This is a genomic window from Actinoallomurus sp. NPDC052308 (assembly GCF_040679195.1).
Classification (GTDB): Bacteria; Actinomycetota; Actinomycetes; order Streptosporangiales; family Streptosporangiaceae; genus Actinoallomurus; species Actinoallomurus liliacearum.
Genome location: NZ_JBFAUM010000019.1, coordinates 1 through 24343, shown reverse-complemented (window position 1 = coordinate 24343; position 24343 = coordinate 1). Strand labels below are relative to the sequence as shown.

The following is a 24343-nucleotide window of genomic DNA, read 5'->3' as shown; positions in this document are numbered from 1 at the left end:
CAGGCCGCCATACGAAAGCCGTGGGGAGAAACTTACGGAAGAGCGCGCCGCTTCAACAGCCCCCGATGGGTCCATTCTTGAGATAGCCCCTACGGGCCATAAGGAGGCAACGAACTAGTCATCCCCAACGGCGAGGTGTCCCATATGCACCTTCAGTCCCGCGTAACCTATGTCGCGTGACTGATGAGAAGGCAGACCGGGAACCCGCCATCCTCAAGCTGATACGCCTCCTAGGGGCGGCGCTCGTGGCCGGAGTCCTGGTCAGCTTCCTCGCCCTGCCGGCCGTCGGCAGTGCGGGAATGGCGACCCGGGACGCCGCCGACAGCTTCAAGAACCTCCCGGCCGACTTCAGCATCCAGCCGCCGCCGGAGCGCACCACGGTGTACTCCGCGGACGGCGAGGTGATCGCGACGTTCTACCACCACAACCGCGAGTCGGTACGTCTCGACCAGGTCGCCCCGATCATGCGGAAGGCGGTCGTCGCGATCGAGGACTCGCGCTTCTACCAGCACGGTCCCCTCGACATGAAGGGCTCCGCCCGCGCGCTGGTCACCAACGCCCAGGAGGGCGGGGTCAAGCAGGGCGGTTCGACGCTCACCCAGCAGTACGTGAAGAACCTGCTGGTCGAGAGCGCGGACACCGACAAGGAGATCGAGGAGGCGAAGGCCCCGACGTTCGGCCGGAAGCTGCGCGAGCTGCGGTACGCCGTCAACGTCGAGAAGCGGCTCTCCAAGGACCAGATCCTGCAGGGCTACCTCAACATCGCCTACTTCGGCGCCAGCGCGTACGGCGTGCAGGCCGCGGCCCAGCGCTACTTCAGCAAGGACGCCACCGAGCTGACCCTGCCCGAGGCGGCGCTGCTGGCCGGCATCACCAACAGCCCCAGCTACTACGACCCGACGGTCTTCCCGGACCACGCCCGCGAGCGCCGCAACACCGTGCTCTACCGCATGGCCGAGCTGAAGATGATCACGAAGCAGCAGGCCGACCAGGCCGCCGCGCTGCCGATCAAGCTGCACACCAAGCAGCCCAAGAGCGACTGCGTCGCCAGCAAGGTGCCGTTCTTCTGCCAGTACGTGAAGAACGAGATCCTCGGCAACCCGGCGTTCGGCAAGACGCAGACGGACCGAGAAAAGCTGCTGTACCGCGGCGGCCTGACGATCCGCACGACGATCGACATGAAGGCGCAGAGGGCCGCGCAGCAGGCGCTCAGCCGTCGCCCCAGCCACAGCCGAACCGCCACCGAGGCCATGGTCAAGCCCGGCACCGGTGAGATCAAGGCCATGGTGGTCAGCCGCACCTACGGCGCCGACGTCAAGAAGGGCGAGACCCAGCTGAACCTCGCCGCCGACTACGCGCACGGCGGCAACCTCGGCTACTCCGCCGGGTCGACCTTCAAGATCTTCACGCTCGCGGCCGCCCTCGACAAGGGCATCAGCGCGGGCTCCTCCTTCCCGGCGCCCGAGAGCGCCACGGTGTCGGGCTACCGGGACTGCAAGGGGAACGGCTCGGAGCCCTGGCCCGTGCAGAACGCCGAGAAGTCCAAGGGCAAGTCCGCCAACCTGCAGACCGGGACGTGGGAGTCGATCAACACCTTCTACGCCTACCTGGAGAAAGAGGTCGGCATCTGCGACGCCGTCAAGATGGCGCAGAACTTCGGCATGAAGCGCTCGGACGGCAAGCCGCTCCAGCAGAACCCGGCCCAGGTCCTGGGCACCAACGAGATCGACGTCACCCACCTCGCCGCCGCGTACGCCGGCTTCGCCGCGCGCGGCGAGTACTGCACGCCGATCGCGATCACCGAGGTGACCGACTCGACCGGCAAGAAGATCAAGGTGCCCAAGTCCAAGTGCACCAAGGCCGTCGACGCCGATATCGCGGACCAGGTCACGAACATCCTGCAGGGCGTCCTCACCAAGGGCACCGCGGCCGGCATGGGCATCGGCCGGCCCGCCGCGGGCAAGACCGGCACCTGTGAGAGCTTCACCTGCGCGGTCTTCGCCGGCTACACCCCCGACCTGGCGGCCGCCGTCTGGTACGGCGACCCGGAGGCGCCCTGGGGGCACCGCAACTACGGCGTCTACGGCAGGAACGTCGCCCCGATCTGGCGCGCCTCGATGATGGGCGCGCTGCGCGGGACGAGCGCCTCGTCGTTCCACACGCCGGTGAAGGACTTCGGCACGCTCGACCAGAAGCAGATCCCCAACGTCCAGGGCATGCCGGTACAGCAGGCCAAGAAGCAGATCGAGAACGCCGGGTTCAGCGTGCAGATCTCGCCGCGCGCGGTCGACTCGAGCCAGCCGGCGAACACCGTCGTCTACACCTCGCCGAGCGGCGGCAGCCAGGTCGACCAGGACACCACCGTCATGCTGTTCGTGAGCAACGGCAGCGGCGCGGGGGTCGCCGACAAGAAGGGCAAGCGGGGCGGCAAGAAGCACGGCGGCTGGCCGTTCGGCAACTGACCACCGAACCGTGAAAGGTCCCGCGCACGGCCCGTGCGCGGGACCTTTCCGTTGTGCGGGAGCGCCGGTCAGCCCGCGAGCTGGCGCTTGACCTCTCCCGAGACCCGCTTGCCGTCGGCCCGGCCGGCGACCTTCGGCGTGACCGCCTTCATCACCTGGCCCATCGCGCGCGGCCCCGCGGCGCCGGTCTCCGCGATCGTCGCGGCGACCAGCTCGGTCAGCTCCGCGTCGGACAGCTGGGCGGGCAGGTAGTCCGCCAGGACCACACCCTCGGCCCGCTCCGCCTCCGCCTGCTCCGTACGACCCGCGTCGGCGAACGCGTCGGCCGCCTCACGGCGCTTCTTGGCCTCCCGCTGCAGCACCTTGACGACCTCGTCGTCGGAGAGCTCGCGCGCCCGCGTGCCCGCGACCTCCTCGTTCGTGACGGCCGTCAGCACCATGCGGAGGGTACGGGTGCGCACCTCGTCGCGTGCCTTCATCGCGGCCGACAGATCGGCCTGCAGCTTCTCCTTCAACATAGGAACAATCTTGCCCTGCGTACGGGCTTGGACGCCCGGCAATAATCGGTGCGTCGTTCTGGCACGATGGTGAGCGTGCGAAAGAGATACGCGATCCCCCTGGGCGTCCTCGGCACCGGGGTCGCCGGAATCGGTTACGCATCGGTCATCGAGCGGAACTGGTTCCGCCTCCGCCGCTACGACGTGCCGATCCTCTCACCCGGCCAGCGGCCGATCAAGATCCTGCACATCTCCGACACGCACCTGACGCCGGGCCGCCGCCGGCTGATCAAGTGGGTGAGCGCGCTCGACTCCCTCGAGCCCGACCTGGTCGTCAACACCGGCGACTCGATCTCGCACCGTGACGCCATCGGCCCGTTCCTCGACCTGCTCGGACCGCTGCTGGACCGTCCGGGCGTGTTCGTGTACGGCTCGAACGACATGTACTCCCCGGTCCCGAAGAACCCCGCCCGCTACCTCTGGCGGACGAGCCAGAAGGACTACGGCAAGAGGCGCACCGTCCCCGACCTGCCGTACCGCGAGCTCGGCGCCGCCATGACCGCCGCCGGCTGGCTCGACCTCAACAACGCGACCGGCACGATCAAGGTGGGCGACACCGAGATCTGGCTCGGCGGCATCAACGACTCCCACATCCGCAAGGACCGGTACGACGAGATCGCCGGCCCGGCCAAGGGCCCGCTCAGCATCGGCGTCATGCACTCGCCCGAGCCGCGCAACCTCGACCGCTTCGCCGCCGACGGCTACCAGTTGCTGCTGGCCGGCCACACACACGGCGGCCAGCTCTGCGTCCCGCTGTACGGTGCCCTGGTCACTAACTGCGGCATCGAGCGCGCCCGCGTGAAGGGCCTGAACCGGCACGGCGACGCCTGGCTGCACGTCTCCGCCGGCCTCGGCACCTCCCCGTACGCCCCGGTCCGCTTCTGCTGCCCCCCGGAGGCGTCCTTGCTGACGCTGGTCCCGGCGGCGAGGTGAAGCGAGCCTTGATCCCTGGCACTCACCGCGCCGTAGCGTCAGCGTCCGCCAGGGATCAGAGGCCCAGTCGGTAACCATGGCGCGGGGAGGGTCAAAAGTCCGCTAGACTCGTCGAGGCGCAGGCGTTGAAAGACGACCTGCAGCCACCGGGGTGTAGCGCAGCTTGGCAGCGCGCTTCGTTCGGGACGAAGAGGTCGTGGGTTCAAATCCCGCCACCCCGACTGTAAAAGAGCAGGTCAGGCCCGGTCTTCCTCATCGGAAGACCGGGCCTGAGTTGTTTCCGATCCCTCTCGGGGCTCAGCGCCCGACACGCGGCCAGGGCCTCTTCCCAGCGCGCGGTCAGTCCGTCCATGAGTCGCCGGCGGCGGCATCGTCGCTGGCTCCGGCCCGGCCGCCGAACTCGCCGGGACAGACCAAGCTGCGCGCCATGCGGTACGCCATCGAAGGCTGACCGTTTCTCGCCGCAGTTCTCCCGTCTGGCCCGCCGCATCATCCACGGCACCGCTGCCCGGCAAGACGGCAGCACCCGCTACCTCGAACGCGGTGAGCCTGTCGTTGCTGTAGGGATCGCGACGATGCCTCATGCACCCTTGCCGACTACGCCCGGCCACGGACGGTTCTCATGGGTGGTCCCATCCAGGACCTCCCCGGTCGCCTAGAGGCGACCGACCATCGCCACAACCAGGGAGTTGACCATGGTCAAGATCTCGAATCTTCCCCCCCGTGATGAGAAGAACACCAGCGGCCCGCAGGACCCGGCCCTTGAGCAGGCGCTGCGGCAGCTGGAGCAGACGGGGCGCGCCGACGCCAAGGACGGCGACGTCCGGGTGATCAACCCGCAGTCCTGACCTGACAAGGTCTGGATGACGATCTAGGTGTCCTGGTGGGAGCGGCGGCGGATCCATGCCGCCGCTCCTGCCAGGACACTGTTCTTGCCGGTGATCCTTCTGCTCCGCTGCCGATGATCTCGGCTCCCTCCGTGATGACCCGGCCGTAGCTCGTGCCGGTAGCCCCTCTCGGTCGTTGCCGTGGTCGTGTGACCGACCAGGCGTGAGGTCAGCAAAACGGATGCGCCATTGGCCGACATGAGCGAGACGAAGCTGTGCCGCAGTTCCCGGGACGTCCACTCGACCGGCAGGACCGCGATCCGGAGGGCAACCGCCAGCGTTCGCCGCACGCTCTGCGCGATCAAGGGCTTGCCGTAGCAGAGATGACGAACTGGTCCGGTCGGTGCCAGGCCTTGGCACCTGCGTAGCCGACCAAGCCGCCAGCGACGAGTAGTGCTCCGCGCGCTCACAGAGCACGACCGGCCGAAGCGGTCTCCGGAGAACCAAGATGTATGGTCCACCACGAACCTCCACGAACGCCGCTGGAATGCTCGATGCTGGTCACAGCCTGCGGGCGCAGCTCAGGTGAGGCTCAGGATGCGTTCGGGACGAAAAGGTCGTGGGTTCAAATCCCGCCCCCCGACCAGCTCAGAGGCCCTGCATCATCGCGATGCAGGGCCTCTTCGTGTGCTCGGCCGCCTATCGCCTCGAAATCGTCCGACGTGCCAGATGCACGTGCCCGGACGTGTTGGACCGCAAGACCGAGCTAATGAGCATGAGGTGGCGGAGTAGACGCTGACCGGATCCGTCCTGAGGAGCGGGATCAGTAGGCCCTCGCGACTCCGCATCGCACCACGCTAGACGAGCTTGTCATGATGTTTCCCGCCATCACCCTGCCGAAGGCGTCGAGGCCGTTCAGGCAGGCATATGAAGGCCCGCCGCCGGGAAGGCCGGCGGCAAGCTCTCCGCCTTTGAGGGTGTGGGTGACGTGCATCGGCCGACCGCCGGTGAAGGAGAAGAAAATGATGCTCTGCCCCTTCTGCATCGTGCCGTAGCCGGTCCGGCCGTCCTGAACGCCTTACCGATGATCTCCGCTCCCTCGGTGATGACCGGACGGAGCCCGTACCGGTCCGGTCCTTCGCGTAGAGCCCCCGTTTTCTGGGCGGGTTCCGCCCGCACGACCGATGCCTTCCGCCTCGCCGCGTGGTCTACATCTTGGGAACATCCCCTTCCGCGTCCGTGGGAGGCCCGAGATGAGACGACAAGGAGCGTGCACACCGTGGACCAGGAGAACCTGAGCGCGACCCTGACCATCGCCGCGCCCGCCGCCAGAGTGTTCGCCGTGCTGGCGGATCCCACGGCCCATTCTGCGATCGACGGCACCGGCTGGGTTCAGGAAGCCGTCGACCGGGCGCCGCTGACCGAGGTGGGGCAGATCTTCCGGATGGACATGTATCACGCCAACCATCCAGACGGTGACTACCGGATGGCCAACAAGGTCCAGGTGCTCGACCCGCCGCGCGCCATCGGCTGGCTGCCGGGGCCGGAGAAGGACGACGGTCCCCTGGAGTTCGGCGGCTGGTTCTGGCGTTACGACCTGGCGCCGCTCAGTCCGTCCGAGACCGAGGTCACGCTCACCTACGACTGGTCGGCGGTGCCGCAGTCTTTCCGGGAGTACCTCCGGTTCCCGCCGTTCGGCCCTGAGCATCTCACCAACTCGCTGCACCACCTGGCCGAGCTCGCCGCAGCGACGTCCCGGGCCTGAACACCCGGCGACTGGGCCCCGGCCGTCTCCTCTCCGCCTTGGGGGCATTTCCGGCGCCGCCGGGTGCATCACCGGCCCTGGGAGAGTGCCGGGGTGCCCTCAAGGAAGGAGGTTGTGGCCTACCTCGGGTGGCATGCCTATACGAAACACCGCTGAAACCGGAAGAAGAGCCGCGTTCGCACTGGCCGCCCCCCACTGCGCCGGTCTTCTCGCCAGAACGCTGCTCACAGGCCGAGTTCGACGACTTGCGCCGGAATGCCGTGGTCGATCAACGCCACCAGTGGGGTGGCGAGGTCGCGAGGCGAGAACAGGTCGGGACCGCGATACGTGGCGATCTCCTGCAGCAGCCACCATCGGAACCCGCTGATGTTCTCATCGACGAGTTCCTCATCAGCCAGCGTGCCGCGTGGACGGAACGACTCGACACAAGCCTCCCCGCCGTGCCGGCCGTAAGACTCGGGGAAGGCCCGCGCTGCCGGGCGGTTTGTCTCGATAAGGGACCCGATCACGGTGCATTCACCGAGCATTACGCTCGCTACACCACGAACCTGCCTCGGGCACCACTCCACCGAACCTCCGCTCAAGGCGGGACCGACCCAGCAAGCGGCGATGACCTGGTCGCTACTCGCCGCACGCCCAGTGCGGTCGATGACCACCTGCGAGTGGCCGGGTAGATAACGAAGTGCGGGCCCGGCCGATGGCCGGGCCCGCAGTACTCACAGGCGTCTCGCCCGCGAGGTTGTCAGCGCTTCTCGGCGGGCTTGCGGGGGGCCTTGGTCACCTGGACCGGGCCCTTGATGCCCGGGTTCTGGTTCCCGCCGCCCGAGCCCGAACCGGAGCCGTTGTTGTCCGCCATCGTGGTGTCCCTTCGTTGTGATCGCCCTCCGCGTTCTCCCGGGGAGGGGGCCGCGTCATCTCGTGACAACGGCCAATAGTTATAAGTCCGGCACAGAGCCCACGACGCAACTCGGTCCAACAAAAAATTTCATCTCCGCGTCGCCAGCGAGTCCATACGCCGACACGTGGCGATCAGTCGGCGATGGTTTCGCAGGTCGAGAAGGTCAGGAAGCCCGTTCCTCGGCCGAAAGGGCAGTGGCGGTCGCGCTGCGGATCTGCATGAGTCTGTTGCGAAGATCAGTTTGTGATGGAAACCTGCTTCCATGACAGACGGAACGGCTCCCTCCGCGGACGTCGCCCGAGAGGTGCTTTCGACCACCCGGGAACTGACCCGACGCGTACGCCGTGCGCAACGCGGCACCTGGTTCCCGCTCGCGCTCCTCGGCGTGGTCGTCGTCGCGGCCGCGCCCTTCTACCGCCTGGGACGACACGCCGTCAGGTGCGACCCGGCCCGGGGCGCCCGCGGCGGCGTCGAGATCATCCATGACGGCACCTGCACCCAGGTCGTCGGCTGGCCCTCGGGGGTCTACTGGCTCATCGCCCTGGTCCTGGCGTACGCGGCGATCGGCGCCTTCTACGTGTACCGGGCCCGCAGCCGCGGGGTCGGCGCCCGCATCCTGCCGTACGTGGGCTCGGGGATCGCCGCCGGACTCGTCTTCGGCATCGCCTCTGCCTGGGCTCGACAACTCGGCCTGGAGGATTACTCCCCGGGCGGTCCGCTCGCCGTCGGCCTGGTCCCGCTGATCTCCATCGGCCTGGCGCTGCTCGTGCTGGCCCAGGTGGAGGACAACCGGCCCCTCCTGGCGTTCGCCGCCGGCTATCTGGTGGTCGCGGTCCTGACCTGCGGCGTGGGAACGCGGAGGCTGGAGCTGAACACAAGCTTCGACCTCGCCCCGACGTGGAACTTCCTCCCGGGCCTGGTCGTCGCCGGCGGTGTGCTGCTCCTCGGTGGGGCGTGCTTCGCCCTGGCCGAACGGCGGCGCCGGGCATGACCCATCCGGCGAACGCACTCGACGACGTCGTTCACCAGCGCATCCGGCTGGGCATCCTCGCCGTCACCCACGAGGCACGGCGAGTGGAGTTCGGCTTGCTGCGGACCACGTTGGACCTGACCGCCGGCAATCTGTCCCAGCACCTGACCGTGCTGGAGAAGGCCGGGCTGGTGAAGATCGAGAAAGGCTACGAGGGCAGACGCGGCCGTACGTGGATCAACTTGACCGCAACCGGCAGGAAAGCCCTGTACGACGAGATCTCCCAGCTCAAACAACTCATCCGCCAGGTCGAGGAGTCCCCTGCGGCCGACCCGGCCGCCGAACTCGCGCGGGTCGAGAACGAATCCGAGGGTGGATGAACGAGCTCGGCGGTGTGCTGCAGGTCCGCGGCCTGTTCAAGGAACATGGCCAGGGGCAGAGTCTGATCCGCGCGGTCGGTGGAGTCGACCTCGAGGTCCCGGCGGGACAGATGCTGGCGGTGATGGGACCCAGCGGCTGCGGCAAGTCCACACTGCTGCACCTGATGGGGGGGCCTGGAGCGGCCCACCGAAGGGGAGGTGTGGCTGGCCGGCCGGCGCATCGACACCGTGAGCGAGCGGGCCTTGGCCCGGCTGCGGCGCCGGTCGGTGGGGTTCGTCTTCCAGGCCTTCCATCTGGTGGAGGAGTTGTCGGCGGCGGAGAACGTGGAGTTGCCCGCGCTTCTGACCGGGCTCTCGGCGCGCGCGGCCAGGCGCCGCGCGACCTTTCTGCTGGAGCGGTTCGGGCTCGCCGACCGCGCCCGGCACCTGCCCTGGCAGTTGTCGGGGGGACAGCGTCAGCGCGTGGCCATCGCCCGTGCCCTGGCCAACGAGCCGCCGGTCCTGTTGGCCGTCGCCGTCGTGAACACCCTCACGATCACTTGGACCACGGCACAAGAAGCCAGCCCCACCATGGCCGTCGCACGCACCCTCGGCGCCACCCCCGGACAGATCACCGCCGGACTGTCCGTCGCACAACTCCTGCCGACCCTGCCCGGCGCCCTCGCCGGCATCCCCATAGGCATCGTCCTGTGCCTGCCCTTCAGCGCCGCGAACATGGCCTGGCCCCCCGCGTGATCGCTGCTCACCGCCGCACTCGCGGCCTTGCCCGCAACGGCGGCGCTCACCGCCGTACCCGCCCGCATCGCAGCCCGCCGATCCGTGGCACAGACCCTCAGCGCCGAAGCGACCTGAGCGGCCGGCGCCCGCCGGCGCCGAGCGAGGGCTTCCTCTCAGCGCCGGCGGTGCGTGCCCGCCCGGTCATTTCCCATGCGGGTCGGAGGCGTTGAGGGTCGCGACGACCTGGTCGTAGTCGCCGCGGGCCTCGCCGTACCGGAGGAACTTCACCCGCTCGACCTGGATCTCCTTGGCGTCGGGCCGGGTCTCGAGCAGTTCCATGACCTCCGCCACGAACTCGTCGAGCGGCATCGCGAACTCGCTCTCCTCCTGGCCTGGCAGCAGTGAGGTGCGGACGGCGGGCGGCTCGAGTTCGACGATCTTCACGCTGGTGTCGGCGAGCTGCAGCCGGATCGACTCGCTGAGCATGTGGATCGCGGCCTTCGACGCGTTGTAGCTCGGGGTGACCTTGAGCGGCGCGAACGCGAGACCCGAGGAGACGGTGACGATCGTGGCGTCCGGCTGCGCCTGCAGGTGCTCGATGAACGCGGCGATCAGCCGGATCGGGCCGAGCACGTTGGTCGTCACGATGGACTCGGCCGAGGCCAGGAAGGACTCGGGGCGGTGCCAGTCCTCGACGCGCATGATGCCCGCCATCGCGATGAGGACGTTGAGGTCCGGGTGCTTGGCCAGCACCTGCTTCGCGGCGGCCTCGATGCTCGCCGCGTCCGCCGTGTCGATCTGCACGGTGTCGATGCCGGGGTGTTCGGCGGCGATCTGTTCGAGCAGTTCGGCACGGCGGCCGCCGACGATGACGGTGTTCCCCTTGGCCTGCAGTTCGAGGGCGAGGGTGAGGCCGATGCCGCTGGTGGAGCCGGGGATGAAGATGGTGTTTCCGGTGATGTTCATGTCTCAAGACTCGCCCACCGGCAGCCGTGGGTGCAGAGAGCGGTCATCGGGGGATCGGCGATCCCTGGCTCCCCCGGGTCATCGCCCGAATAATGGACGCATGGATCGTGCAGCACTGGCAGACTTCCTGCGTCGCCGCCGCGACGCCCTGCGGCCCGAGGACGTCGGGCTCCCGGAGGGGGCGCGCCGCCGGGCCCCCGGCCTGCGGCGGGAGGAGGTCGCGGCGCTCGCCGTGATGTCGACCGACTACTACACACGGCTCGAGCAGCAGCGCGGTCCGCAGCCGAGCGAGCAGATGCTCGGGTCGCTCGCCCGGGCGCTGCGGTTGACCGGTGACGAGCGGGACTACCTGTTCCAGGTGGCCGGGCACAATCCGCCGGCTCCGATCTCGGCCGCGACGCACGTCGCGCCCGGACTGCTCCGTGTGCTGGACCGCCTCGCCGACACCCCCGCGCTCATCCTGTCCAACCTGGGCGAGACCCTCGTGCAGAACCGGATGGCCGAGGCGCTGTTCGGGGACAGGTCGGGCTACACGGGCCTCGCCCGCAGCGAGATCTACCGCTGGTTCACCGATCCCGGGGAGCGGCTGCGCTATCCCGAGGACGACCGCGACCGGCAGAGTCGCGCCCAGGTCGCGAACCTGCGTGCGGCGTACGGGTCGATGGGCTCGCACTCGCCGGCGGGCGAGCTCGTACGGACGCTGCAGAAGGCGAGTCCGGAGTTCGCCGAGCTGTGGGAACGGCACGAGGTGGCCAAGCGCTTCGAGGACCACAAGACGCTGGTCCATCCCGAACTCGGCCCGATCGAGGTGGACTGCCAGGTGTTGTTCACCGAGGACCAGTCGCAGGCGCTGCTCGTGCTCACCGCCGCGCCGAACACCGAGGACCATGAGAAGCTGCGGCTGCTCGAGGTGCTGGGACACCAGCGTTTCGCCGAGCCCGAGGCCAGCCGGTCCGGGCGCACATAAAGGACCTACGAGGCGATTTCCCTTCGCCGGCATTGTCCGGGTCAGGTTGTGGGGGTCGCCGTCCAGAAGCTTTTCAGCTCCTGTAGGGGCTCATCGCCCCTTCCGGCCTCTCAGCCCTTCCTCGCGAATCCCGTCCGGGCGATTCGTGTGGTCGAGCTCCCTCGCACGTCCCGCAGGCCAACTCCCACACTGCCCCGGCGGACCTGTTCCCTCAAGGGACCAAAGTCCCTGGTCAGGGGACCATGGTCCCTTGACCATCACGACCGCGACGATCTCCTCGCGGCCCATTACTAGCCGCATATCCCCATGTCAACCGGTAAGCGTAGCCCGAGATCAAAGCGTCTCTTCGGCGGACTTTGAGCTTGACAGAAATAGATTCATATCAGCGACGACATTCCACTTTATTCGTAGCCGTGAACGGGGTGAATATTCATCCGTACGCTCTTCATTCCGGTACGGATCTGGGAGGCGGAATGCCGGTCGGCCTTCGGAGGTGCGTCGCGGTCGCCGCGGCGGCCGTGCTGGCGGGAGCGCTGGGAGTGTGCGGTTCGGTCCTGTCGGCGGGGACCGCCCGTGCGGACGTGTCGCTGGCGCAGACGACGGTGGTCGGCGTCCACAACGCCTACAACCCCGACGCGTACCCGTACCTGGCGAAGGCCCTCGACGCGGGCGCGTCGATGGTCGAGCTCGACGCCTGGGACGACGTCTTCACCCATGAGTGGAAGGTCAGCCATGATTCGCTGACCAGCAACAAGAACAACTGCGTCGACGCGTCGAGCCCGTCCGACATCTACTCGGGCAGCGCGAACAAGGACCTCGGGTCGTGCCTCGACGACATCAAGTACTGGCTGGCCGCGCACCGCGGAAAGGGCCCGATCCAGGTCAAGGTCGAGCTCAAGGCCGGCTTCCAGAACAACTACGGCATGGGACCGGCGGCGTTCGACTCCGATGTCAACTCCCACGTCGGGAGCGTGCTGTACCGGCCCGCCGACCTCTTGGGCGGCCACGCGAGCCTCGACGAGGCCGCCAAGGCGAACGCCTGGCCGAGCCGCGCCGCGCTCGCCGGCAAGATCATCATGTACGTCATCCCGGGCACGGTCGAGCTGAACAACCCCACCGACACGCTGCACACCGACGTCGAGTACGCCACCTACCTGAAGAATCTCCGCGCGGCGGGCACGACGGCGACCGCCACGACGTTCCCCGCGGTCCTCGGCGCCGCCTCCGGCGACCCCCGCACGCAGTACGCCGACACCTCGATCCGGCCGTGGTTCGTCGTCTTCGACGGCGACGCCGCCACGTACGTCAGCGGCGTCGACACGGCCTGGTACGACGCGAACCACTACCTCCTGACCATGACCGACGCGCACAACGTGGCGCCGGCGCTCGACCAGTACGACCCGCCGGCGTCCGACGCGCAGGCGCGGGTGGCCCTACTGGCCGGAGCGCACGCGAGCGTCGTCTCGTGTGACTGGTACGGCCTGCCGAGCGTCCTGTCCCTGACACTCGCCCGCGGCGCCGCGTCGGCGACCTGACCCCGGCCCGAGGCCGTCGCCCGCGGCGGCTCCGCCGGGCCGCCTCGACGCAGCGGCTCAGCAGGGGCCGAGCAGATCGGCGCCCTGCCGCACGGCCTCGATCATCCGGTCGCGGTGGGCGCCGAAGTACGGTGCCGGGGCGGAGGCCGCGACCGCACCGACGACCGTGCCGCGGTCGTCGGTGACCGGGGCCGCCACAGGCGAGGTCAGGACGGAACTCCTCGATCTCGTCGGCCAGTCCGGTGGCCCGGACCTGCGCCAACTGGTCCTCCAGGTCCGCGATCCGGGTGATGGTCCGGCTCGTCAGCCGGCGCAGTCCGGCGCCGGCCAGGTAGTCGCGGCGCCGGTCGGCGGGGAGGAAGGCCAGCAGGATCTTGCCGAAGGCCGTCGCGTGCGCCGCCTCGTGGAACCCCACGTCGAGCGGGCGCACCCGAGGCGTACGCGGCAAGTCGACCACGTCGGCGACCACGAGGTGCGCGTCGCGCAGCACGCTGAAGTACACCGCCGTGCCGCCGACCCGGTGCGCGTGCCGCAGCGCGTCGGCCACGCCCGGGCTCGGCAGCAACTGCTCGTGCAACCGCTGGTGGAGGCCGACGAGCTGGTAGCCCAGGCCGTACCCGCGGGCGTTCGGCAGCCGGACGAGGTAGCCCTCATGGACCAGTGTGTTCAGGAGATGGTACGTCGTCGACAGCTTGAACCCGCACCGGCGGGCGACCGCCTTGGCGGTGACCCCGTCGCCGGCCGACGCGACCGCTTCGCCGGCCACGGTGGTGGCGCGACCTCCCGTCAGCCGACGGGAGCGGCGACCCGCAGGATCTTGAGGAACTCGCGCATCCAGGCCGGGTGGTCCGGCCAGGCGCGGCCGGTGACGATCGAGCCGTCGATGTGCGCCTCGCTGTCCACGAACGAACCGCCGACCGCCTCGACGTCGGGCGCGAGCGCCGGGTACGCGCTGGAGGAGCGGCTGCCCAGGACACCCGCCGCGGCGAGCACGAGCGGGCCGTGGCACAGCGCCGCGATCGGCTTGCCCTCCTCCGCGAAGTGCCGGACGATCCGGAGGCACTCGGCGTCGCCGCGGATGTACTCGGGCGCGCGGCCGCCGGGGATCACCAGGGCGACGTACTCCGCCGGGTCGACGTCCGCGAACGCCACGTCGGCCGGCCACGTGCGGCCGAACTTCTCGGTGTAGGTGTCGAAGCCGTCGACGAAGTCGTGCACGACGAACTGCAGTTTCTTCGCCGTCGGAGCGGCGATGTGCACCTCGTACCCCTCCTCCAGCAGTCGCTGATAGGGATACATGACCTCGAGGTCCTCGGCCGCGTCGCCCGTGACGATCAGCACCTTCGGCATGGTGCAGCACCTCCGTGACTCTGTGGGAACACCGTACGACCGATCGTGTCCGCCTCTGCTCCCCAGGGTCAACAGCCGAGATTCCACCCGCCGGAAAAACGGGCAATTTCCCCACACGGTGCGACTACCGGTCGTCGAGTACGGGCGCCCGGGCGGCCAGGGTGAGCAGTTCGTCGACGGGCCACTGGTCGTAGGCGTGGTCGCCGTACTTGCAGGCCAGGATGGTGCCGTCCGCGGCGATCAGGAAGTCGGCCGGCAGGCCGAAGCGACCGCCGCGCGGCATCGCCGCGGGGGCGCGTTCCCGGCCGCGTACGATCCCCCAGGTGTTGCGCAGGACCGCGCGGACGATCGTGCCCCAGACGCGCGGGTTCAGGAGCGCCCGTTTCGCCGATTCGACGCCGAACTCGACGTACAGCCGCCTGTCCGGATCGGCGATGACGGCGAACGGCAGGTCCGGCGTGTACTCACGCAGTTCGTCGGCCGACGAGTGGAAGAGGACGACCTCCCGGATGCCGGCCGCCTCGATCTCGGCGTGCCGGCGGACGATCGACCGTAGGTGGAGGTTGCAGACCGGACAGCCCGCGAAGCGGCGGAACTGCAGGTGGACGAGGTGGCCCGGCTGCAGGAGGCGGATCGCGGGGCCGGTGACGGGAGTGAGTTCGCGGTCCCGGATGACCTCGCCGGGGTGAAGCCGGTGAGAAGCGTCGGAGTCGGTCATCGGGTCACCCTTCAGGTAGGCGTACAACATACGCTAACACTCGTACGCGTATCTTGTACGCCATGCCCCGTCCACGCTCGCTCACCGAGCCACAGATCGCCGCGGCGGCGCTCGCGGTCATCGACCGCGAGGGACTCGCCGCGCTGACGATGCGCGCCGTCGCCAAGGAACTCGGGATGGGGACGATGTCGCTGTACCGCTACGTCGACGACCGCGAGCAGTTGGAGGGGCTGGTCGTGGAACGCGTGCTGGGCGCGGTCGACACCACGCCGCCGACCGGAACGTCGTGGCGGGACCGGCTCGCGACCATGGTGGAGCGGGTACGTCGCGCGGTCGCCGCGCACCCGGAGGTCGTGCCGCTGACGCTCACCCACCGGCAGAGCTCGCCGAGCAACCTGCGCTGGGCGGAGACGGTGCTCGGCATCCTCACCGAGGCGGGGATCGACGGCGAGCGGCGCGTCGTCGCGCTGCGCGGCCTGATCGCGTACTTGATCGGGGCGATCCAGCTCGAGCATCTCGGCCCGCTGTCCGGCGCGGGCACCCGGCGGATCGCCGCGCTGCCGGCCGAAGAGTTCCCCCTGATGGCCGAGACGGGACGGCTGGCGGCGCAGGTGTCGGCGGACCAGGAGTTCCGCGCGGGCCTCGCGGTCCTGCTGGACGGGCTGGAGCGCGCGACCCGCGCGGGTGGGTCGTACTTCGAGTGATCTAGGCCGCTCAGCGGACCTTGACGACGTCGCTCGGGGACGTCTCGACGTCGTACGCCGACGTGCCGGGGAAGTACGCCCGCCAGGCCCCGGTCTTCCGGGCGGTGAAGCTCTTACGGAAACGGCCGTCCCGTCCCGTCGTGGTCGAACCCATCAGCCGCCAGCTCGATGTGCCCGTCGCCTTGAAATAGACCCGGACCGGCTTGCCGGCATAACCGATGTACCACGGCGCTTGATGGTATTTGACGTGCATGAGCCGGCCCGTCACCGTGACCTTTCCTCCCGCACGGACGGGTTCGGGGGCGGCGTTGAACGCCTTGATCTGGGTGTTCCCTTTTTCCCAGTAGGAGGCCGAGCGTTCAGTCAGGGCCTTGCCTTTCGCGTTGTAGGCGGTGACCCGGACGGTCCACTTGCCGAAGGTCGGCTTGCAACTGGCGCCCAGGATGTGCGGCTCCCCCGGCCGGGCGGTCTCGCTGTAGGCGCGCTCGCCACTCGGCTTGTAGAGCCGCATCACGACCTTGCTGACACCGGTGCCGGCGCCCACCCAAGTAACGTCGTCCTCGGGGGGAGTGCAGCGCTCGACGTAGTTGACGATGAGGCGATTTGAGACCGTGATCTCGACCTTCGGAGTTTCCGCGGAAGCGGGAGAGGCGGCCGACAGCAATGGAATGAACGACGCGACGACGGTCAACGCCACCTGGCGCATTGACATGGCTCACCGATTTCTCATAGGGCGATGTCGGGAGAAGATGATGATCTTCGCAGACCGCCCGATCCTCCATCAATCAGGTTTCGGTATTCGGCCCAGAACGGCCACGCGCGGAATGGCAACCGTCGGTCAGAGCGGGTCGGTGAAGGTCCAGCCCTTGTCGAGGAGCGCGTCGACGGCGGTGGCGGTGGTGGCGAGACGGTCCTCGTGGGTCCCGGTGACGACGACGTACGGCAGGCCGCGCCGGTCGAGCTCCTCCCGGAACCGTTCCGACATCCGTTCCCGGATCGACTCGCCGTCGCGCCAGCCGTCCTGCTCGAAGGGCACGCCGGCGGTGTCCGTCAGGATCCACAGGTCGTGGTGGGCGCGGGCGTGCAGGCGTTCGACGTCGGGCGCCGGCGCGCCGAGGTAGCGCTCGTGCCAGAGGCAGGTGGCGAACGCGTCGGTGTCGCAGACCAGCAGCGGGGAACCGGAGCGGGCGGCCGCGTCCTCCAGGGCGAGCTGCCGCTCGGCGATCACCGTGAACTCCTCCGACGACCAGCCGAGATCGCCGATCCACAGGTCCGGATCGGCCCGCCGGGCGACGGCAAGCTTCTCCTCGCAGTACAGGCGGCCGTACTCCGGAACCCACCGGGTCGCCGCCCAGACCCCGCCGCGGACGGCGTAGTGCGCGGCCAGGGCGCGGCTGAGCGTGGTGGTGCCCGAGGACTCCGCGCCGAGGACGACGACGCGCCGGGTGAGGTGCGCCCGGACGGCGGGCGAAAGCCACTCCCAGCAGGCGACGGGGTCCCGCCGTACGGCGGTGCCGCTGACCGGGAACCGGTCGCGCGGCGGATCGACGGGGACGTGCGCGGCGGCGAACCGGCGCGCGAGCTCGGGGCCGTACGCCTCGGAGCTGAACACCGCGTCGACCGGCGGTACGCCGAGCGCGCCGACGCCGTGCCCGGACGCCGCGGCCAGGCCGGTCCGGAACGCCGCCACGTGCGCCGCCCAGACCTCGTCGGAGTCGTAGTCGACCTCGACGTCGTCGAGGACCGGGACGATCTCGACGTGCGGCTGGGGGTGTCGTTCCCGGAGCCACGCCGCGCGCAGGGCCACCGGGACGCTCTCCACGGTCGAGGCCGCCACGACGACGGTCACGCGCGCGCAGGCGTCCGCCGCCGTGTCGATCAGGTGATGGTGGCCGGCGTGCGGCGGATAGAACTTCCCGATGACCAGCCCGTGCTCATATCTCACGAGGCCACCGCCCGCTGGGTCCAGTCCTTCCGCCAGGCGAGCAGCCCGGCGACGCACAGCGCGAGGAAGACGACGTAGAGCACGCTGGTCAGGTAGAGGTGCTTGTAGGCGTACAGCGGGATGTAGATCAGGTCGGCGCTGATCCACAGCCACCAGGACTCCAGCAGCTTGCGGCTCTGGCCGTACGTCGCCGCCAGCGAGATCACGGTGGTCAATGCGTCCCAGAAGGGGACGTTCGAGTCGGTCCAGGTGCTCAGCACCCACGTCAGCAGACCGGTGGCCGCGAGGCCGGCCACCGCGATCCCGGCCCACTCGGTGCGGGACGTCCGCTGGACGAGGCGTTCACCGCGCTCCTGCCCGCCGTACAGCCACTCCCACCAGCCCCACGCCTGCAGGACGACGTAGACCGCCTGCAGGCCCGCGTCGGCGTACAGGCCGCCGTCCACGAAGATCAGGCCGAGCAGGACGACGTTCGCGATGCCGATCGGCCAGTTGGCGATGTGCTGGCGGACGACGAGCCAGACGTTGATCGCGCCGGTGGCGAACCCGAGGACCTCGGCCCAGCTCGTCGGCGTGCCGCCGAGCGTGACGGCGGGCGCGAGAAGCGGACCCAACAGGCTGTGTAGCGACAATCCGGCATACTCCTCGCGATCAGGCGGTATGTCGGCAGAACCCTACATGTGGGGCACACGCGCCCGGCGGACCGGCGTGTGCGGCCCCGGGGACGCGAGAGCCCCCGGGGACGGGTCGCGTCGGCCCTCCGCGACACCCGGTCAGCGCAGGCCGGCGAACAGGTCGTCCTCCTCCCCGTCGGGGACGGGAACGGCGCTGAAGCGGCGCACGAAGACCTCTCGGCCGAGGGCCTGGCGCTGCGCCTCCTCGGGCATGCGCAGCAGGAAGATGTTCTCGCCCTGGCTGGCATGGGCCTCCAGGGCCTTGCGCTTGCGCTCGAAGTACGCGGAGACGTCCACGGCGGTGGTGATCTCCTCGTCCGGCGTCCCGAAGTCCTCCGGAAGGTCGAAGTCGCCCACGTCGACGCCGGTGTCGCGCAGGTAGTCCATCATCTGGGCGATCCCGGCCCGGGGGATGGCGGTGTAGTAGAGCTTGCGGGGGATTCCCGTCGCCTCCGCGGCGGCGATCGCGATCCGGTGCGCCTGGATGTGGTCGGGGTGCCCGTACCCGCCCTTCTCGTCGTAGGTGACCACGACCTGGGGGCGGTACCGCTCCATCAGCTCGGCGAGCCGGGCGGCCGACCGGTCGAGGGGGACGTTGCTGAACACCTCGGCGTCGGCGTTGGCGTCCCAGCCGGCCATCCCCGAGTCCGGGTACCCGAGCAGTTCGACGTGGTCGATGGCCAGGTGGGCGGCGGACTCCTGGAGCTCGTCGAGCCGGCGGCGGCTCACCTCGGCCGGGTCGTGCCCCGGCTCGCCGGGCTTGACCCCACCGGGGCCGTCGCCCTGTTCCCCGTTCGTACAGGTCACCAGGACCGTACGGACGCCCTCCTCGGCGTAGCGCGCCAGGACGCCGCCCGTGCCGATCACCTCGTCGTCCGGGTGGGCGTGCACGGCCATCAGCGTGAATTCGGATTCCATGGCCCCCAGCATGCACGTGCGAGGTCCGTACGGTCAGCGGGAGCGGCGCCGACGGCGTCGCCAGATCTTCGCGCACTCGGCGCAGGTGTTCGGCGGAGGCGCGGACGAGGACTCTCCGCGCACGGTCATCACCGCGCCGCAGTAGGCGACCACGGTGCTCCCGGCGGGCCGGGCGGGCGGCGGGTAGCCGTGTTCGACCTCATCGTCACCGGTGCCGTCGGGCCTCAGTGCGAGCTCTGTCGAGGATCTCGGCGTCACCCCTCAACGGTACGACGCGCCGTCCCGAACGTCCCGATCAGGGGCGAACAGGCCCGCCGCGAAGCGTGCGGGCTGACCGCATCCGGACTGAAGGTCACGCGTGTCCCGGTTGCATCGCATTTCGCCGACTGCGAGCATGATTCTTTCCCCCCACCACCAGGAGTCCGCTTGCGTATCAGCGCGCGCCTGGCCGCCGCCACCGTCGCGGGGGCCATGATCTCCTCAATTCCGTTGGGCGCTCCGAGCGCCCTCGCGGCCACGCCGTCCCCGACGGCCGGGTCGAGGGTCGTCACCGCCGCCTCCGCGCCGTCCGGCGTCGTGGCCAAGGGCGCCTACATCTACGACGCCTCCAAGGGCAAGAAGCTCTGGGGCCGCGCCACGACCACGAAGCGCCCGATCGGCAGCATGACCAAGGTCATGACCGCGCTCGTCGTGCTCCGCGCCGGCGGCCTCGACCGCTGGGTCACCATCAAGAAGTCCTACGTCGACCACGTGAAGAACAACGACGCCTCGTCCGCCGGCCTGAAGACCGGCGACAAGGTGACCGTCCGGCAGCTGCTGAGCGGCATGATGCTGCCGTCCGGCTGCGACGCGGCGTACGCCCTCGCCGACGTGTACGGCCCCGGGCAGACGAAGTTCCTCGCCAAGATGAACAAGACGGCCAAGTCGCTCGGCATGACGAGCACGTACTTCCGGACCGCCGACGGGCTGCCGACCTCCACCAAGAAGGAGGGGTACTCCACGCCGAACAACGTCATCAAGCTGACGAAGAAGGCCATGGCCAGCTCGACGTTTCGGTCGATCGTGGCCGAGAAGACGTACAAGCTGTCGAAGACCACCCGCCACCACGCCTACAGCTGGAAGAACACCAACCTGCTGCTCGGCTCCTACAGCGGCACGATCGGCATCAAGACCGGCCACACGGACGGCGCCGGGTACTGCCTGCTGTTCGCGGCCAAGCGTGGCGGCCGTACGATCTACGGCCTCGTCCTGAACAGCACGACCACCGACCCGAACCGCCGGTTCACCGACGCCGCCAAGATGCTCGACTGGGCGTACGGCACCAAGTCCGCGCAGCTCCGCCTGCAGTCCGTGCCCGCGGGTCCGCAGACGGACTGACACACTTGACGCATGGGTGACGACGAACGCTGGAAGGCTCGCTTCCGGGCCGCGCGGGTGAGCCTGCCCGGGTGGGCGCACGACGCGCCGCACCGCTCGGTGTACCGATCGAACGCCACGGGCACGTGGGAGATCTACACCTGGGACCGTACGACCGGCGACCGCAGACAGGTCACCGACCGGCCGAACGGCACCTGGATGGCCGGCGTCGAGCCGACCGGTGAGTGGATCTGGTGGTTCTCCGACACCGACGGTGACGAGTTCGGGGTGTGGAAGCGCCAGCCGTTCGGCGGCGGTCCGGACGAGCCCGCCGTTCCCGGCCTGGAGCCCTCCTACCCCGCCGGGCTGTCGGTGGGGTCCAGCGGACTCGCCGTCATCGGCCGGTCCACGGACGGCGGCACGACGATCCACGTGTCCCGTCCGGGGGCCGACCCGTACGTCCTGTACTCCCACGCCGAGGACGCCTACGCCATCGACCTGTCGAAGGACGAGTCGCTCGTCGCGATCAACCACAGCGAGCACGGCGACAGCCGGCACATGGCGCTGCGGGTCGTCCGAACCGGCGGCGAGACCGTCGCCGACCTGTGGGACGGCCCGGGCAAGGGACTCGGGGGGCTGGCGTTCTCGCCCGTCCCCGGCGATCAGCGGCTGCTCGTCGAGCACGAGCGCCGGGGCAAGCCCGAGCCGCTGATCTGGGACCCGGTGAGCGGGGACGTCCAGGAGATCGTCCTGGACCTCCCCGGCGAGATCGGCTCGGACTGGTACCACGACGGGTCCGCGCTGCTGATCCGGCACTCCCACCACGCCCGCGACGAGGTCTACCGGTACGACCTCGCGAGCGGCGAGCTGTCGAGGATCGACACGCCGCGCGGAGTGATCGGCGGTGTCACCGCGCGCCCGGACGGCACGGTCGAGTTCTCCTGGTCGTCCTCGGCGTCCCCGCCGGTGATCCGGTCCACCTCCGGCGAGGTCGTGCTCACCCCGCCCGGCCCGCCCGCGCCCGAGTCCGTCCCGGTCGAGGACGCCTGGGTGACGGGTCCGGGCGGTGACATCCACGCCCTGGTCTCCAAGCCGGACGGACCGGGCCCGTACCCGACGGTCTTCGACGTCCACGGCGGGCCGACCGCCTACGACTCCGACTCTTTCTCCCCCGACACCGCGGCGTGGGTGGACCACGGGTTCGCCGTCGTTCGCGTCAACTACCGGGGGTCGTCCGGCTACGGCAGCACCTGGCGCGACGCCATCGAGGGCCGCCCCGGGCTGACCGAGCTGGAGGACATCAAGGCCGTCCGCGACTGGGCGGTCTCCTCCGGGTTGGCCGACCCGGCGCGGCTCGTCCTCACCGGCGGATCGTGGGGCGGGTTCATCACCCTGCTCGGCATCGGTACCCAGCCGGACGACTGGACGGTCGCGATCGGCATCGTCCCGGTGGCCGACTACGTCGCCGCGTACGAGGACGAGATGGAGGCGCTGCAGGCGTTCGACCGGTCACTGTTCGGCGGCTCGCCGACGGAGGTGCCCGAACGGTACGAGGCGTCCTCCCCGATCACGTACGTCGAACGCGTCACCGCCCCGGTGCTGGTCATGGCCGGGGAGAACGACCCGCGCTGCCCGATCCGCCAGATCGACAACTACCTGGCCCGCCTGCGGGAGCTGGGCAAGGACCATGAGGTCTACCGATACGACGCCGGGCACGGCTCCCTGGTCGTGGAGGAGCGCATCCGCCAGGTCGCCGCGACGATGGACTTCGCCCGCAAGCACCTCGACCTGACGTAGGCCGAGGCGTGCCTCCCGGAACGCGTAACGCCCGGGAGGCACGCCTCGCCCGCGACGATCTCGGTGGAACCGCGTGACGATCCTCGCGGTCCCCCTGCGAACGCACGGCCGGCCCGCGTCACCGCCGCAGGCTTCGGCCGCGTCTGCCGACCCGCGTCACCGCCGCGGGTTTCGGCCGCGGCGGCAGGCTCGCGTCACCGCCGGAGGTCGCGGTAGGTCGCCAGGGCGTCCCGCACGATCCCCCGCATGCCGGGCACCCGCGCGAGGCCGACGAGACGGTCGATCAGCGGGACCGTCCGCTCGATCAACCGGTAGGTCTTGGCCGCCCCCGGCGAGCTGTCGTACACCCAGTGCAGGATGACGCCCATGCTGTACAGCCAGAGCAGCTCGGGCAGGTCGGCGCGGATCTCGGCGTCGGTCTTGAGGGTGGAGCCCTCCACGAGCTCCCGGTAGACGGCGATCGCGGCCTCGCGGATCGGCGCCGACTCCGTGCTGAACGGGCTCAGCGGACTCGTCGGCTCCGCCGCGTACTTGAAGAACTTCCCGGCGAACTCCTTGTACGGCTGCAGCGTGTCGATGCGGGCGCGCACCACCCCGAGCAGCCGCGCGCGGAACTCCCGCTCCCGCGCCAGCACGGCCCGGCACGCCTCGGTGTGATCATCCTGCGAGTGCTCGTAGTAGAGCTGGATCAGCTCTTCCTTCGAGGAGAAGTAGTAGTAGGCGTTGCCGACCGACACACCGGCCTCCGCGGCGATCGCCCGCATCGTCGTCGCCTCGTAGCCACGCTCGCGGAACAGCCGCAGGGCCGTCTTCGCGATCAACTCTCTCGTCTGCTCGGACTTGGTCGGTGTGGCCACACGCGACACTGTACGGCCCTCCGCCGACCATCCGGGTCCGTCATCCAGCGGCCAGAAGTGGGTGTGGATTCGGGAAAGCGGCGCGTCCCTTGCCGGAGTGTCGCGCTCGCGACGATCAATGCTGCGACTGGCGATGTGACAGTACGGGAGGGCTACATGTCGATACGCACTGCCGTCATCGCCGGCTGCGCAGCCGGATTCTGGACGTTAATGGCCGGTTCGGCCATGGCGCGCACCCACACGCCGACGTCGGAGCCCGGTCTGCTGCACCAGCGACTGGCCGGTGCGCTGTTCCGGGCGGTGGGGGTCCGCTGGATCTCCTCCGGGCACTGCACCCGGCGCGGCAACCCGCACTGCACCTCGTTCGACGGGCTGCGGGCGGCGACGTTCGCCGGGCTGATGGCGCTGAAGGGGGCCAGCCACTGCCATCTGACCGTCTCCGGCGGCACCGAGGCGGGGCACGCGGCGGGCCGCTACAGCCACGGCGCGGGCTACAAGCTCGACCTCCTGCCCAACCGGTGTCTCGACACCTACATCCCGCACCATTTCGAGCACGTCCCGACGCGGGGCGACGGCGCGGCGCAGTACCGGGCGCCGGGGCCGGTGACGTTCGCCCGCGAGCGGTCTCACTGGGACGTCACCTTCGGTGGCGTTCCGGACTCTCTGACCGGGCGGAAGGGCTCCAAGACGTCGCCCGACCACGAACCGGACAAGACCGGGCGGCCCGAGGACCGGCCGGGGACCGAGCAGGCGGACAAGCCGGGCGTCGGCCACGGACCCGGACGTTCACCGGGCGCGCCGGGGATCAGCAAGGCGGATCGCGACCGCCGGAACGTCGACGGCCTCTCCGACGGAGATGACGACGACGCGGACGATTAGGTTTCCCGTGAAACATGAGCGTCCCGGCGGGGGGGGGGCCCCCCCCGGCGGGGCGGCTGGATGAGTGGCGCGCCCGCCCGCCCCCGGGGGGGGGGGCCGCCCCCGGGGGTCGGGGTGGGGATGGGCCGGGGGTGTCGACCCAAAAAATTAAGTGCATTGAGTAGGCAG

26 protein-coding genes, 1 tRNA gene and 3 pseudogenes are annotated in these 24343 nt (G+C 69.7%); 16 read left to right on the top strand and 14 right to left on the bottom strand.

The window, feature by feature from the left end:
* Positions 1-176: 176 nt before the first annotated feature.
* Positions 177-2462, top strand: coding sequence for a transglycosylase domain-containing protein (locus tag AB0L00_RS32470; protein ID WP_364440901.1), 2286 nt, complete (start codon positions 177-179; stop codon positions 2460-2462).
* Positions 2463-2530: 68 nt separating this feature from the next.
* Here AB0L00_RS32470 and AB0L00_RS32465 read toward each other — a convergent pair whose 3' ends face one another.
* Complete coding sequence (locus tag AB0L00_RS32465) at positions 2531-2980, bottom strand: GatB/YqeY domain-containing protein (RefSeq protein WP_364440899.1); 450 nt, start codon at positions 2978-2980, stop codon at positions 2531-2533.
* A gap of 66 nt (positions 2981-3046) precedes the next feature.
* On the opposite strand from AB0L00_RS32465, the gene AB0L00_RS32460 reads away from it, so the two are divergent.
* The 4 genes from AB0L00_RS32460 (at position 3047) to AB0L00_RS32445 (ending at position 6544) form a co-directional block, all read left to right on the top strand.
* Positions 3047-3952: a metallophosphoesterase gene (locus tag AB0L00_RS32460; RefSeq protein WP_364440898.1), complete on the top strand. Its 906-nt coding sequence runs from the start codon at positions 3047-3049 to the stop codon at positions 3950-3952.
* Positions 3953-4099: 147 nt separating this feature from the next.
* Positions 4100-4173: transfer RNA gene (locus tag AB0L00_RS32455), tRNA-Pro, on the top strand.
* Positions 4174-4647: 474 nt separating this feature from the next.
* Entirely contained in the window at positions 4648-4800 is a 153-nt protein-coding gene (locus tag AB0L00_RS32450; RefSeq protein WP_364440896.1) for a hypothetical protein, read from the top strand.
* Between the two features lie 1258 nt (positions 4801-6058).
* On the top strand, positions 6059-6544 hold the full coding sequence (locus AB0L00_RS32445) for a hypothetical protein (RefSeq protein ID WP_364440894.1): 486 nt from the start codon (positions 6059-6061) through the stop codon (positions 6542-6544).
* A 224-nt stretch (positions 6545-6768) separates the two neighbouring features.
* Here AB0L00_RS32445 and AB0L00_RS32440 read toward each other — a convergent pair whose 3' ends face one another.
* The gene (locus AB0L00_RS32440) at positions 6769-7071 is read right to left on the bottom strand and encodes a hypothetical protein (protein ID WP_364440893.1); all 303 of its coding nucleotides are present in this window, start codon (positions 7069-7071) and stop codon (positions 6769-6771) included.
* Positions 7072-7704: 633 nt separating this feature from the next.
* Between AB0L00_RS32440 and AB0L00_RS32435 the strand changes: the two genes are divergently transcribed.
* The 4 genes and pseudogenes from AB0L00_RS32435 (at position 7705) to AB0L00_RS32420 (ending at position 9527) form a co-directional block, all read left to right on the top strand.
* Positions 7705-8433 carry a hypothetical protein gene (locus tag AB0L00_RS32435; RefSeq protein ID WP_364440892.1) on the top strand — a complete coding sequence of 243 codons (729 nt, stop codon included), beginning with the start codon at positions 7705-7707 and terminating at the stop codon, positions 8431-8433.
* Positions 8430-8792 (top strand): transcriptional regulator, encoded by a 363-nt coding sequence (locus tag AB0L00_RS32430; protein WP_364440891.1) that lies wholly within the window; start codon positions 8430-8432, stop codon positions 8790-8792. The genes AB0L00_RS32435 and AB0L00_RS32430 overlap by 4 nt, the downstream gene beginning before the upstream one ends.
* Positions 8789-8923, top strand: a pseudogene (locus AB0L00_RS32425) (ABC transporter ATP-binding protein); the annotation flags it as partial. The gene AB0L00_RS32430 and the pseudogene AB0L00_RS32425, both read left to right, overlap by 4 nt.
* Positions 8924-9020: 97 nt before the next feature.
* The gene (locus tag AB0L00_RS32420; RefSeq protein WP_364440889.1) at positions 9021-9527 is read left to right on the top strand and encodes an ATP-binding cassette domain-containing protein; all 507 of its coding nucleotides are present in this window, start codon (positions 9021-9023) and stop codon (positions 9525-9527) included.
* Positions 9528-9710: 183 nt separating this feature from the next.
* On the opposite strand, the gene AB0L00_RS32415 is transcribed toward AB0L00_RS32420, so the two are convergent.
* Positions 9711-10475, bottom strand: a complete 765-nt coding sequence (locus tag AB0L00_RS32415; RefSeq protein ID WP_364440888.1) for an SDR family NAD(P)-dependent oxidoreductase — start codon at positions 10473-10475, stop codon at positions 9711-9713.
* Between the two features lie 100 nt (positions 10476-10575).
* On the opposite strand from AB0L00_RS32415, the gene AB0L00_RS32410 reads away from it, so the two are divergent.
* Together AB0L00_RS32410 and AB0L00_RS32405 are read left to right on the top strand one after the other, a co-directional pair.
* Positions 10576-11442: a helix-turn-helix transcriptional regulator gene (locus AB0L00_RS32410; RefSeq protein WP_364440887.1), complete on the top strand. Its 867-nt coding sequence runs from the start codon at positions 10576-10578 to the stop codon at positions 11440-11442.
* A gap of 473 nt (positions 11443-11915) precedes the next feature.
* The gene (locus AB0L00_RS32405) at positions 11916-12977 is read left to right on the top strand and encodes a phosphatidylinositol-specific phospholipase C domain-containing protein (protein ID WP_364440885.1); all 1062 of its coding nucleotides are present in this window, start codon (positions 11916-11918) and stop codon (positions 12975-12977) included.
* A 57-nt stretch (positions 12978-13034) separates the two neighbouring features.
* On the opposite strand, the gene AB0L00_RS32400 is transcribed toward AB0L00_RS32405, so the two are convergent.
* A complete protein-coding gene (locus AB0L00_RS32400; RefSeq protein ID WP_364441057.1) occupies positions 13035-13175 on the bottom strand; it encodes a hypothetical protein in 141 nt (46 codons plus the stop codon).
* A 58-nt stretch (positions 13176-13233) separates the two neighbouring features.
* Positions 13234-13335 (bottom strand): annotated as a pseudogene (locus AB0L00_RS32395) (hypothetical protein); the annotation flags it as partial.
* A gap of 16 nt (positions 13336-13351) precedes the next feature.
* Between AB0L00_RS32395 and AB0L00_RS32390 the strand changes: the two are divergent.
* Complete coding sequence (locus AB0L00_RS32390) at positions 13352-13582, top strand: hypothetical protein (protein WP_364441055.1); 231 nt, start codon at positions 13352-13354, stop codon at positions 13580-13582.
* A 38-nt stretch (positions 13583-13620) separates the two neighbouring features.
* On the opposite strand, the pseudogene AB0L00_RS32385 reads toward AB0L00_RS32390, so the two are convergent.
* The 3 genes and pseudogenes from AB0L00_RS32385 to AB0L00_RS32375 all read right to left on the bottom strand — a co-directional run.
* Positions 13621-13743 (bottom strand): annotated as a pseudogene (locus tag AB0L00_RS32385) (helix-turn-helix domain-containing protein); the annotation flags it as partial.
* Between the two features lie 20 nt (positions 13744-13763).
* Positions 13764-14327: a DJ-1/PfpI family protein gene (locus AB0L00_RS32380; RefSeq protein ID WP_364440884.1), complete on the bottom strand. Its 564-nt coding sequence runs from the start codon at positions 14325-14327 to the stop codon at positions 13764-13766.
* 124 nt (positions 14328-14451) lie between these two features.
* Entirely contained in the window at positions 14452-15045 is a 594-nt protein-coding gene (locus AB0L00_RS32375) for a peroxiredoxin-like family protein (RefSeq protein ID WP_364440883.1), read from the bottom strand.
* 62 nt (positions 15046-15107) lie between these two features.
* On the opposite strand from AB0L00_RS32375, the gene AB0L00_RS32370 reads away from it, so the two are divergent.
* Positions 15108-15749 carry a TetR/AcrR family transcriptional regulator gene (locus AB0L00_RS32370; protein ID WP_364440882.1) on the top strand — a complete coding sequence of 214 codons (642 nt, stop codon included), beginning with the start codon at positions 15108-15110 and terminating at the stop codon, positions 15747-15749.
* A gap of 10 nt (positions 15750-15759) precedes the next feature.
* Here AB0L00_RS32370 and AB0L00_RS32365 read toward each other — a convergent pair whose 3' ends face one another.
* The 5 genes from AB0L00_RS32365 to AB0L00_RS32345 all read right to left on the bottom strand — a co-directional run bounded on the left by AB0L00_RS32365 (position 15760) and on the right by AB0L00_RS32345 (position 19544).
* Positions 15760-16461: a hypothetical protein gene (locus AB0L00_RS32365; RefSeq protein WP_364440881.1), complete on the bottom strand. Its 702-nt coding sequence runs from the start codon at positions 16459-16461 to the stop codon at positions 15760-15762.
* Between the two features lie 126 nt (positions 16462-16587).
* Positions 16588-17694: an AAA family ATPase gene (locus AB0L00_RS32360; RefSeq protein WP_364440880.1), complete on the bottom strand. Its 1107-nt coding sequence runs from the start codon at positions 17692-17694 to the stop codon at positions 16588-16590.
* A complete protein-coding gene (gene pnuC, locus AB0L00_RS32355) occupies positions 17691-18326 on the bottom strand; it encodes a nicotinamide riboside transporter PnuC (RefSeq protein WP_364440878.1) in 636 nt (211 codons plus the stop codon). The genes AB0L00_RS32360 and pnuC overlap by 4 nt, the downstream gene beginning before the upstream one ends.
* Before the next feature lie 141 nt (positions 18327-18467).
* Positions 18468-19286, bottom strand: coding sequence for a PIG-L family deacetylase (locus AB0L00_RS32350; RefSeq protein ID WP_364440876.1), 819 nt, complete (start codon positions 19284-19286; stop codon positions 18468-18470).
* A 33-nt stretch (positions 19287-19319) separates the two neighbouring features.
* Positions 19320-19544, bottom strand: a complete 225-nt coding sequence (locus tag AB0L00_RS32345; protein ID WP_364440874.1) for a hypothetical protein — start codon at positions 19542-19544, stop codon at positions 19320-19322.
* Between the two features lie 168 nt (positions 19545-19712).
* On the opposite strand from AB0L00_RS32345, the gene AB0L00_RS32340 reads away from it, so the two are divergent.
* Complete coding sequence (locus tag AB0L00_RS32340) at positions 19713-20663, top strand: serine hydrolase (protein WP_364440873.1); 951 nt, start codon at positions 19713-19715, stop codon at positions 20661-20663.
* A gap of 12 nt (positions 20664-20675) precedes the next feature.
* On the top strand, positions 20676-22439 hold the full coding sequence (locus AB0L00_RS32335; protein ID WP_364440872.1) for a prolyl oligopeptidase family serine peptidase: 1764 nt from the start codon (positions 20676-20678) through the stop codon (positions 22437-22439).
* Between the two features lie 194 nt (positions 22440-22633).
* Here the strand turns inward: AB0L00_RS32335 and AB0L00_RS32330 are convergent, their stop codons facing one another.
* Positions 22634-23296 carry a TetR family transcriptional regulator gene (locus AB0L00_RS32330; RefSeq protein ID WP_345366062.1) on the bottom strand — a complete coding sequence of 221 codons (663 nt, stop codon included), beginning with the start codon at positions 23294-23296 and terminating at the stop codon, positions 22634-22636.
* 156 nt (positions 23297-23452) lie between these two features.
* Between AB0L00_RS32330 and AB0L00_RS32325 the strand changes: the two genes are divergently transcribed.
* Positions 23453-24175, top strand: a complete 723-nt coding sequence (locus AB0L00_RS32325; protein WP_364440871.1) for a hypothetical protein — start codon at positions 23453-23455, stop codon at positions 24173-24175.
* Positions 24176-24343 lie beyond the last annotated feature (168 nt).